7 protein-coding genes and 2 pseudogenes are annotated in these 10,201 nt (G+C 71.6%); 5 read left to right on the top strand and 4 right to left on the bottom strand.

What is annotated here, in order from left to right; all coding sequences use genetic code 11:
* Positions 1-380 precede the first annotated feature (380 nt).
* From efeU to efeB, 3 genes are all read left to right on the top strand, one after another.
* Entirely contained in the window at positions 381-1,307 is a 927-nt protein-coding gene (gene efeU, locus G6R24_RS13945; RefSeq protein ID WP_163549682.1) for an iron uptake transporter permease EfeU, read from the top strand.
* Between the two features lie 57 nt (positions 1,308-1,364).
* Entirely contained in the window at positions 1,365-2,522 is a 1,158-nt protein-coding gene (gene efeO, locus G6R24_RS13940; RefSeq protein ID WP_163549681.1) for an iron uptake system protein EfeO, read from the top strand.
* Between the two features lie 171 nt (positions 2,523-2,693).
* Positions 2,694-3,974: an iron uptake transporter deferrochelatase/peroxidase subunit gene (efeB, locus tag G6R24_RS13935; RefSeq protein ID WP_163549680.1), complete on the top strand. Its 1,281-nt coding sequence runs from the start codon at positions 2,694-2,696 to the stop codon at positions 3,972-3,974.
* A 29-nt stretch (positions 3,975-4,003) separates the two neighbouring features.
* Here the strand turns inward: efeB and G6R24_RS13930 are convergent, their stop codons facing one another.
* Together G6R24_RS13930 and G6R24_RS13925 are read right to left on the bottom strand one after the other, a co-directional pair.
* Positions 4,004-4,768 (bottom strand): NUDIX hydrolase, encoded by a 765-nt coding sequence (locus G6R24_RS13930; RefSeq protein WP_225438505.1) that lies wholly within the window; start codon positions 4,766-4,768, stop codon positions 4,004-4,006.
* Between the two features lie 132 nt (positions 4,769-4,900).
* A complete protein-coding gene (locus G6R24_RS13925) occupies positions 4,901-5,659 on the bottom strand; it encodes a Clp protease N-terminal domain-containing protein (protein ID WP_163549678.1) in 759 nt (252 codons plus the stop codon).
* 99 nt (positions 5,660-5,758) lie between these two features.
* Here G6R24_RS13925 and G6R24_RS13920 point away from each other — a divergent pair, with 99 nt between their 5' ends.
* Together G6R24_RS13920 and G6R24_RS13915 are read left to right on the top strand one after the other, a co-directional pair.
* The gene (locus G6R24_RS13920; RefSeq protein ID WP_217451583.1) at positions 5,759-6,478 is read left to right on the top strand and encodes a peptide deformylase; all 720 of its coding nucleotides are present in this window, start codon (positions 5,759-5,761) and stop codon (positions 6,476-6,478) included.
* A 166-nt stretch (positions 6,479-6,644) separates the two neighbouring features.
* A complete protein-coding gene (locus G6R24_RS13915) occupies positions 6,645-8,189 on the top strand; it encodes an acyl-CoA carboxylase subunit beta (RefSeq protein WP_163549677.1) in 1,545 nt (514 codons plus the stop codon).
* 579 nt (positions 8,190-8,768) lie between these two features.
* Here the strand turns inward: G6R24_RS13915 and G6R24_RS24550 are convergent.
* Both G6R24_RS24550 and G6R24_RS13910 read right to left on the bottom strand, forming a co-directional pair.
* A pseudogene (locus tag G6R24_RS24550) lies at positions 8,769-9,200 on the bottom strand (polynucleotide kinase-phosphatase); the annotation flags it as partial.
* A gap of 10 nt (positions 9,201-9,210) precedes the next feature.
* Positions 9,211-10,201: pseudogene (locus G6R24_RS13910) on the bottom strand (polynucleotide kinase-phosphatase); the annotation flags it as partial.

Genomic DNA, 10,201 nt, shown 5'->3' with positions numbered 1-10,201 from the left:
TGATGTGATTCCGGACAAGTAGCAAGGCCAGAGCGTCGCCAGGGGCTTTTCGACCAGACCGGTAGGGAAGGGCGACGGACCGCGGCGATCACCCGGGGCCGCGGCGTGGGCGCTCCGGCCGATCCGACCGAACACCCGCGGATCCAAGTTGGTGACTCATCGCTGCCAACCCACCCCGTTCGGCATCAGATGATCGCGTCGAGCGAGCCGGCGTACGCCCCGTTGACACCCTCTCGATCCGCACCGGACTCGGCCGCTGGAGTCACAAAAGAATGTCTTGCCAACCGCTTTAGGTTGCCCTAACTTAGCTGAGGTTAACCGCAGGATTTCGCAATCGACAGGCCACCGGGCAACCGCGGGCTACGACGGACGGAGGCCACGTGCTTCCCACATTTGTGATCGGGCTCCGCGAGGGCCTGGAAGCGGCGCTGATCGTCGGGATCGTCGCCGCCTTCCTCCGCCAGCGCGAGCGGCGGGACGCGCTGCGCCAGGTGTGGCTCGGCGTCGGTCTCGCCCTGGTGCTGTGCATCGGAGTGGGCGTCGGGCTGCACGTGCTGGACCGGGAACTGCACCAGCGCCAGCAGGAGGGCCTGGAGACGGTCATCGGGCTGATCGCGGTCGCGATGGTCACCTACATGATCGTCTGGATGCGCAGGCACTCCCGTGACCTGCGGGCCTCCCTCGAGTCGGCCACCGAGTCGGCGCTGGAGAAGGGCTCCACCCGGGCGCTGGTGCTGATGGCGTTCCTCGCCGTGCTGCGGGAGGGGTTCGAGACCGCGGTCTTCCTCATCGCCGCCTTCAACGCGAGCAACAACGCCACCACGGCGGGTGGTGGCGCGCTGCTCGGCGTGGTCATCGCCGCGCTCATCGGGTTCGGTATCTACCGCGGCGGGGTGCGGATCAACCTGGCCCGCTTCTTCCGGGTCACCGGCGTGGTCCTGGTCGTCATCGCCGCGGGGCTGCTGGCCACCGCCGCGCACACCGCGCACGAGGCGGGCTGGCTCGACATCGGCCAGTCCCGCACGGTCGACCTGAGCTGGCTGGTGCGCCCGGGCACGGTGCTGGCCAGTGTGCTCACCGGTGTCCTCGGGCTGCAGCCGCGGCCGGTGGTCGCCGAGGTCGTCGCATGGCTGGTGTACCTCGTCCCGTTGCTGCTGTACGTCACCTGGCCGGCCAGGCGTCGACCCAGCCCCCGTTCCCCGGTCACCGCGCCCTCGGACGGTCCCTCGTCCGAGCCGGTCGCCGGGCGTGAGGCGGAGACCATCAAGACGTCCGCCGTCAACACGACCAGTTCGGCGGAGACCTGAGAGCACCGCGTCAGCGGTGTACATCGCATCAATGGACAGACGAGATAGGGGCACCACGTGCGTCGCGCACCAGTCGCGTACAGCGCCATCGCCATCGTCCTCGCGACGAGCGCCGTCGCCTGCGGAGGAAGTGATTCCGGCGGCTCCGGCGGTTCGGGATCCGGCGAGAAGCAGACCGTCACCCTCACCCTGACCTCCAAGGGCTGTTCTCCGAGCGTGACGAGCATCCCGGCGGGCCCGACCACGTTCAACGTGGTGAACAAGGACGCGGGCGCGGTCACCGAGGCCGAGCTGATGAAGGGCGACACCATCCTCGGTGAGAAGGAGAACATCGCACCCGGGCTTTCCGGGTCGTTCTCCCTGAACGTGAAGCCGGGCAGCTACCAGCTGTACTGCCCCGGTGGTTCCGGCCCGGAGAAGGTCGACTTCACCGTGACCGCGGCGGCGAGCGCCGCGCCGGCGACGACGTTCAGCCCGCAGGTCACCGCGGCGCTGACCGCCGCCACCACCGGATACGCCACCTACGTTCGCCAGCAGGTCGCGGACCTGGTGAAGAACACCGCCGCGTTCGTCACCGCGGTGAAGGCCGGCGACCTCGACCAGTCCGCGAAGCTGTACGCGGCGCCCCGGCTCAACTACGAGCGGATCGAACCGGTCGCGGAGTCCTTCGGTGACCTCGACCCGGCGATCGACGCCCGCGCCGACGACGCGCCCGACCCGGCGACCTGGACCGGTTTCCACCGCCTGGAGAAGGCGATCTTCGCCGACAGGTCGATCGCGGGCCTGGGCACCGTCGCCGACCAGCTCAACACCGACGTCGGCAAGCTGAACTCGCTGGTGGCGACGGTCTCCTTCCAGCCCGCGCAGATCGCCAACGGCGCGACCGAACTGCTCAACGAGGTCGGCCAGTCGAAGATCACCGGCGAGGAGGAGCGGTACAGCAAGCTCGACCTGCTCGACATGCAGGGCAACGTCGAGGGCGCCGACAAGGCGTTCAGCCTGCTGGAGCCGGCGCTCAAGACGCTCGACCCCAAGCTCGCGACCACCGTGCGGACCCGGTTCACCGCGATGTACAAGGCCCTCGAGCCCTACAAGAAGGGCGACGGCTACGTCTCCTACGACACGGTGACCGAACCGCAGCGGCGCACCCTGTCCCAGGCGGTCGACGCCCTCGCCGAGCCGCTGTCCCAGGTGGCCGGCATCGTCGTCAGCTAGCCCGGCCGCCGGGCTGACCCGGCAGTCGAGGCGTTTCACGGCAACAGGTCTGGGGGCCGGACGGTGACACGTACGGCCCCCACCGGCATGAGATGGCCGGGCATACTGGATCGGTCGCCGGCGGTCGATCACCCTGGCAACGCCCGGACCCCGCACGAAGAGGAGCACGTCATGGTCGAGCGGTTCACCGTGTCCCGACGGCGGGCGCTGTTCGGCGCGGCCGGACTGGCCGGAGCGGGGGTCGCGGGCGCCGCGGCGGTGGCGGGCGCCGCGGCGGTGGCGGGCTGTTCCGACGACGGTTCGTCGGCGGACACCACGTCCTCCCCACCTGGACTGGTGCCCTTCCACGGCGCGCGCCAGGCCGGGATCATCACCGACGCGCAGGACCGACTCGCCTTCGCCGCCTTCGACGTCTCCCCCGGCGTGGATCGCGCCGCGCTGCGCGACCTGCTGGTCGGCTGGACCGCGGCCGCGGCCCGGATGGCCGCCGGCCAGGCCGTCGCCGACGACGAGGCCGCCCCGCAGTCGCCGCCCCGGGACACCGGGGAGGCGATCGGTCTCACCGCGGGCAACCTGACGATCACCTTCGGGGTCGGGCCGAGTCTGTTCGACGACCGGTTCGGCCTGGCCGCCCGGCGCCCGGCTGCCCTCACCGAGATCCCGGCGATGCCCCGTGACAACCTCGACCCGCAGCGCAGCCACGGCGACCTGTGCATCCAGGCCTGCGCGGACGATCCGCAGGTCGCCTTCCACGCCGTGCGCAACCTGCGCCGCCTCGCCCAGGGCACCGCCGTGCTGCGCTGGTTCCAGCTCGGCTTCGGCCGCACCAGCACCACCAGCGACAGTCAGGCCACCCCACGCAACCTGATGGGCTTCAAGGACGGCACCAACAACATCAAGCGGGAGGACACCGCCAGCCTGGACCGGTTCGTCTGGGTCGGCGAGGACGGCGACCAGTCCTGGATGCGCGGCGGCACCTACGCCGTCACCCGCCGCATCCGGATGCTGCTGGAGGCGTGGGACCGCGACTACCTGCTCGACCAGGAGAACGTCTTCGGTCGGACGAAGGTCTCCGGTGCGCCGCTGGGCGCCGCCGAGGAGTTCGACACCGTGCCGCTGACCGCCCGTGGCAGGGACGGCGAGCTCGTCATCGGCGAGGACGCCCACATCCGCCTGGCCGCGCCGGCCACCAACAACGGCGTGACGCTGCTGCGCCGCGGCTACTCCTACACCGACGGTGTCAGCCAGGAGACCGGCCAGCTCGACGCGGGCCTGTTCTTCATCGCCTTCCAGCGCGACCCGCGCACCGGGTTCATCCCCGTGCAGCGTCGCCTCGCCCTGTCGGACGCGCTCAACGAGTACATCCAGCACACCTCGAGCGCGGTGTTCGCGATCCCACCCGGCGTCCGCGACGACAGGGACTTCTGGGCCAGCGGCCTGTTCGCGACCTGACGGCCAGCCCGTCCAGCCGGGCGGGGCTGTCAGTCGAGCAGGGCCGGGGCGGCCGGGTCGTCCAGGAAGGCGAACATCAGGCGGAGCTGCTCGGTGGTGATGCGGTTGGTCGACAGCGGCGGCAGCGCGTCGCGGGTGAACCAGCCGACATCGGAGGTCTCCAGCCCACCCGCCGCTGTTCCGCCGACCACCCGACACCGAATGAAGATCTTGTAGGTGTCGTTGGGATAGGGCGGATGCGCGTGGCGACGCTTGTCGAGCACACCGAGCAGCCGCACCGGCTCGGCGACGAGCCCCGCCTCCTCCCGAATCTCCTTGACGACGACCTCGGACGGGGTCAGTCCGACATCCGCCCAGCCGCCGGGCAGTGACCAGCCACCGTCGGACCTCTCCCGCACCAGCAGAATCCGGTCGGCGTCGAAGAGCACCCCACGCACGTCCACCTTGGGGGTTCGGTAGCCGATCTCACCGGCGAAGATGCCTTCGGCCACCGGCACGCTGACCGCCGCGCACCGCGCCGCGATCTGCCCGGCGAGCACGTGGAGCTGCTCGAAACGCTCCAGGTCGTACGGGTTCTCGCAGTACGTCAGACCCGACTGCGCGATGGAGTACAGCTCCCGCACCCAGCCCAGCCAGTCCGGGTTGCGCGCGCCGATCGCCGCCCACGCCGGTTCGGCACCCCCCGCCCGCTCCGTGCCCGGCGGCGGGTTGGCACTCGGCGAAGTTTCGGCGTCCGGTGGCGGTTCGGCGAATTCGGTGGCGGGCCCGGGGAACGAATCGGAACGCTCGGTCACCCCGTGATCCTCCCCCATCAGCCGGCCCGCGACCGGCACACCACCCGCACCCGGATGTGGCCACCGTGACCGGTGTCCAGGCGTGGTGGTCGCGGGGATGGGTCGCGCCCACCCCGCTTCGGCGTCGCCGGGCTAGTCGCCGGTCTCGCCGGTCGTGCCCTGGGCTCCCGCGGTGAGGGCGGCCAGGAGGTCGGCGATGTGGGTCTCGACGGCGGCGCGCTCGACGCCGGCCGCGCTGAGGATGCCGGTGCCGTCCTCGACGGCGAGCAGCGCGAGCAGGAGATGCTCCGTACCGACGTAGCCGTGGCCCAGCCGCAGGGCCTCCCGGATGGCGAGCTCCAGCGCCTTCTTCGCCGCGGCGTCGAACGGGATGAGCGCGGGGACGGTCGCGGACCTGGGCGGCAGGGCCGCGGCCGCCGCTGCCAGCAGCGCGTCGGGCTCGACGCCCACCTCTCGCAGGACCCGCACGGCGATGGACTCGGACTGGTCGAGCAGCCCCAGCACAAGGTGCGCCAGGACGATGTGATCGTTGCCGGCGGCATGCGCGGCGTTCTGGGAGGCGACCACGACGCTGCGGGCCCGCGGGGTGAAGCGGTCGAACCCGGTGGCGCCGTGCAGGTCAGCCGGGTCGTTGGCGGCCTTGGCGACGAACCGCTTCTGCGCGGCCTGCTTGGTGACGCCGAGGCTGCGGCCGATCTCGGTCCAGGACGCGCCGGAGCGGCGGGCCTGGTCGACGAAGTGGCCGATCAGATGGTCGGCGACCTCGTCGAGATGGTCGGCGAGCAGGACGGCGTTGGAGAGCTGGTCCAGCGCGTCGGTGTGCGCGGAACGGATCGCGTGGATCAGATCGTCGAGGCGGACGGTGGGGGCGACCTTCACGGCTTCACTCATGCGTCAACCTTAGGTTGACGACATCTCAGCGTCAACCTTCAGTTGACGATTTGCGTGCTCGGCGGCACGGGGAACGTCACCGGATGGTGCAATGGGCCGGTGACGGCCGGAGCAGATCATGACAGCGGTGTGGTGTCGGACGGGCGACTCGAAGAGCTGGTGCACGAGGTGCTCGAGGCGCCCGCGCCGTGGGCGATCGTCCAGGCCGGCGAACCGGTGCTGCGCCGGCCGGCCGCGCGCTACGACGGGCAGCTTCCCGACGAGCTGCTGCACCGACTGCTCGACGCGATGCGCGCCTACCTCCCCGAACGGGGGGTGGGGCTGGCCGCGCCGCAGATCGGCATCCCGCTCGCCCTGGCCGTGATCTCCGATCCCGCCACCGTGCCGACCGAGTTCGCCGAGGCGCGGGAGCGCTCGCCGCTGACCGCCTTCGACCTGATCAACCCGGTGCTCACCCCGATCGGGACGTCCCGGCGCACCTTCTACGAGGGTTGCCTGAGCGTCGTCGGCTACACGGCGGTCGTCACCCGCCATCACCAGGTCCACCTCGACGCGTTCGACCGGCACGGCGACGCCTACCAGCGGGAACTCACCGGCTGGCCAGCCCGGATCGCCCAGCACGAGACCGACCACCTGCATGGCGTGCTCTACCTGGACCGGGCCGAGCCGCGCTCGCTGTCCTCGATGGTCAACCACGAACGGCTCTGGACCCAGCCGACCCCCCTCGCCGCGGCCCAGGCCCTGGGATTCCCCGCGCCGGCGGACCCGTCCGTAGCCGGCGGCCACGAGTCGCAGTCAGGTGCCGGACAGACCGGTTGAGCCATCCGTAAGGCGGACGAAAGGCCCTCCCGCCATCATGGAAGTCGTCGACATCGGAGTAGTCGGCCAGACGACCGGCAGCGCGGGACGCGCCCCACACCGCGCCTTCGCGACAGTCCAGCCCGGCCCAGCCTGTGCGGGTGGGCGCCGGGCGGTGAGGGGCATCATGGCGGAGACCGCGAGCAGCGCACCGGTCCGGGTGAACGTGCCGGAACAGGACGTCCGCAGTCCGCGGCGCAGACTGTCGCACCTGTTCGATCCGGGCACCCTCGAACTGGACGAGATCGTCGCCGGCAGCCGGGTGGTGACCGGCCGGGGGCGGATCGACGGCGCGGTGGCCGTCGCCTTCTGCACCGACGGGACCCGGATGGGTGGGGCGCTCGGCGCGACCGGCGCGGCGGAGATCGTCGCCGCCATCGAGACGGCGGTCCGGCTGGGGCGGCCCGTCATCGGGCTGTGGCACTCCGGCGGGGCGAACCTCAGCGAGGGAGTGGCCTCGCTCGACGGTATCGGCCGCATCTTCGCGGCGATGATCCACGCCTCCGGTCGTATCCCGCAGATCTCGGTGGTGCTGGGGCCGGCGGCGGGCGGGGCGGCCTACGGACCGGCGCTGACCGACGTCGTCATCATGGCGCCCGAGGGGCGGGTCTTCGTGACCGGACCAGACGTCGTGCGCAGCGTCACCGGTGAACAGATCGACCAGGAGGGTCTGGGTGGCGCCGAGGCGCACGGGCGGCGCTCCGGGGTCGTGCACGTGCTGGCCACCTCCGAGAGCGACGCCCTGGCCCGCGCCCGGCGGATCACCGGGCTGCTCACCGGCGCGCCCGGGTTCGACGCCCAGGACGCCCGCCTGAAGCGGCTCGATCCCGACTTCGACCCCGGCTCCGACCTCGACGATGGCCTCGGCTTCGAGCGGGGCTTCGAGGCCGTCGACGTCGACGCGTTCGAGCAGGCCGAACAGGGCCGTCCGGACCCGCGCGGCCTGCTTCCCGAGCGACCCCGGCGGGCCTACGACGTCCACCCGCTGGTGCTGCGCGTTCTGGACGAGGGGCCGCATCCGTTCGAGGAGCTGCAGGCCCGCTGGGCGGCGAACGCCGTCGTCGGCCTCGGCCGGCTCTACGGCCAGCCGGTCGGCGTGATCGCGAACAACCCGATCCGCAAGGGCGGCTGCCTGGACTCGCTGAGCGCCGAGAAGATCTCCCGGTTCGTGCGGATGTGCGACTCGTTCGGCATCCCGCTGGTGGTCCTCGTGGACGTCCCCGGCTATCTGCCCGGCGTCACCCAGGAATGGGACGGGGTGGTGCGCCGCGGGGCGAAGCTGCTCTACGCCTTCGCGGAGGCCACCGTGCCCCGGGTGACCCTGGTGACCCGCAAGTCGTTCGGCGGCGCGTACATCGCGATGAACTCCCGGGCGCTGGGCGCCAGCGCCGTGCTGGCCTGGCCGGAGGCGGAGGTGGCCGTGATGGGCGCCGAGGCCGCGGTCAACATCCTGCACCGGCGGACCCTCGCCGCCGCCACCGAGGACGAGCTGACGCACCTGCGCGGCCAGCTCGTCGAGGAGCACACCCGCGAGGCGGGCGGCGTCGAGCGGGGCGTCTCGATCGGTGTCATCGACGCCGTCATCGAACCGCGCGACACCCGCCGCCGCATCGCCGCGGCCCTCGCCGCCGCCCCCGCCCGCCGCGGCCGGCACGGAAACATCCCGCTGTAGGACCCGCGGGGCGCATCCGCACGGCGCCGTAAATGTTCGCGCTAGGCACTGCGCCATTCCTGAGGAGCACCCGCCGAGCCCCGGGCCACACCGTCCAGCCCCGTTCGCCGGGCCGAGGCTTGGTCGATGCCATGCCGAGGGTTCATCGGCTCCACACCCTGGAAATCACCGACTATCCCTCGGCATGAGGTTCTCGTCGCCAGATCTCCGGCGTTCTGGATGCGGCAAGCGGGGTCCTTGACCCCGGAACCCAGCCACGGACAATCCCAGCCGACGACCGTCAGTAATGCCCAACCACATTCGGCCACATTCGGTCATGTTCGGCCACCATCAGTCGCGACTGGATGATGGCTGGGGTGTGGGACGGCATCCGGCGACGATTCCCCCAGAAGTCTCCGCGCAGGCGAGACAACCCTGGTGGGAGAGGGAACCTACTCGGATCCCTTCCGGCTCGGCACCGTACGCGGAAGCTTCACCGCCACGGGCACGCGACCATGGGGGCAGCGGCGATCCTCGGCGTCCAGGGAAAACGAAAAGCGGGATTACCTGGTTATCCGCGGTGACCGCCGCGCGCCTGGGTCAGAGACGGGGGTCGACGGGTTCGGATTCGAGGGCGAGGACCGCGAAAACGCATTCGTGGACCCGCCACAACGGCTCCCCGGCCACCGCCCGTTCCAGCGCTTCCAGTCCAAGTGCGTACTCCCGCAGTGCCAGCGAGCGCTTGCGGCCCAGGCCGCGTGAGCGCAGCCGGTCGAGGTGCTCCGGCTCGGTGTAGTCGGGACCGTAGATGATCCGCAGGTACTCGCGGCCACGGACCTTCACACCAGGCTGGACGAGGCCACGCTCGCCGCGCACCAGAGCATCGGCGGGCTTGACGACCATCCCTTCGCCACCGGCTCCGGTCAGCTCCTCCCACCAGCGAACGCCCGCTGCCACCGAGTCGGTGTCATCCGCCTGGACGGTGATGTGCCGGGTCGTGGTGATGAGGGTCGGATCCGCGGCGGCGAGCCGTCCGGCGACGTCAAGATGCCAGGAGTGCGGGCGCTGCGCACAGGTCGCTCCCGTCGTCGCCCCCGCGGCCCCCGATGGTGCCCCCCGCTGGTGCCGCCTTCGCGGCGGAGACCAGCAGCATGAACGGGGCTATCCGGATGCCGGTCAGGCCATCGACCGGCCAGCAGTAGCGGCGGTAGGCGTCGGTGAACGCCTCGACGTTGGCGAGTCGGGTGCTGGTCCGGCCAAGCAGCTCGGCGACGTCGATGCCACGGCCGGCGGCGGACGTCAACGCCTCGAGGGCGACGGGCAGGGCGCCACGGGCGGCGGCTCCCGCGGCGGCGTACTGACGGGCGACGAGGTCACTGGCCTTCGCGCTCCACGGCATGATCTCCGCGTCGAACACCAGCCAGTCGGCGGCGAGCTCGTCCCACAGGCCGGCGCGTTCACTCGCGGTCCGCAGCCGGGCCAGCAGCTGCTCGGTGAGCTCCGGTGCGAAGAACGGCCGTCCGGTGCGGGTGTACACCGCGCCGGTGACCGCACCGGACGGGCCGTCGGTCGCGCCGAAGCGGGTGGCGGCGACGCCCGCGTCCCGGCAGAGGACGACGACGGCCCGCAAGCCCATGTGCTTCTCCTGGCAGATGAGCCGGTCGACCCCGTCGGCGCGGTAGGCCGCGAACGCCTCGGCGGGATGTTCGAGCAGGCCGGGCTGGGCCGACGTCGGCGGTGGGCTCATCGTCGGCGGCAGGTAGACCAACCACCGCGGGTCGAGCGCGAAGCGGCTCATCACCTCCAGTGCCGCCAGCGCGTTCTCCTCGTCGATCCGGACGCGTCCACCGTGGCGGGTCTCCAGGAACCGCCGTCCGAGCACATCGGTGACGTCCAGCAGGTCCACCACCCCGGCCGGACCCCTATCACGCGGGGTGACCGGCGGGCTCACCTCGATCGCCGGCCCGGACAGACCCGCGTCCGGCACGATGGCGGACGACGTCGGCGCGGTCGTGGACGCGGACGGCCCGGTC

It is taken from the genome of Candidatus Frankia nodulisporulans, from assembly GCF_902806475.1.
Classification (GTDB): Bacteria; Actinomycetota; Actinomycetes; order Frankiales; family Frankiaceae; genus Frankia; species Frankia umida.
This window is presented reverse-complemented; position numbering and strand designations above follow the sequence as displayed.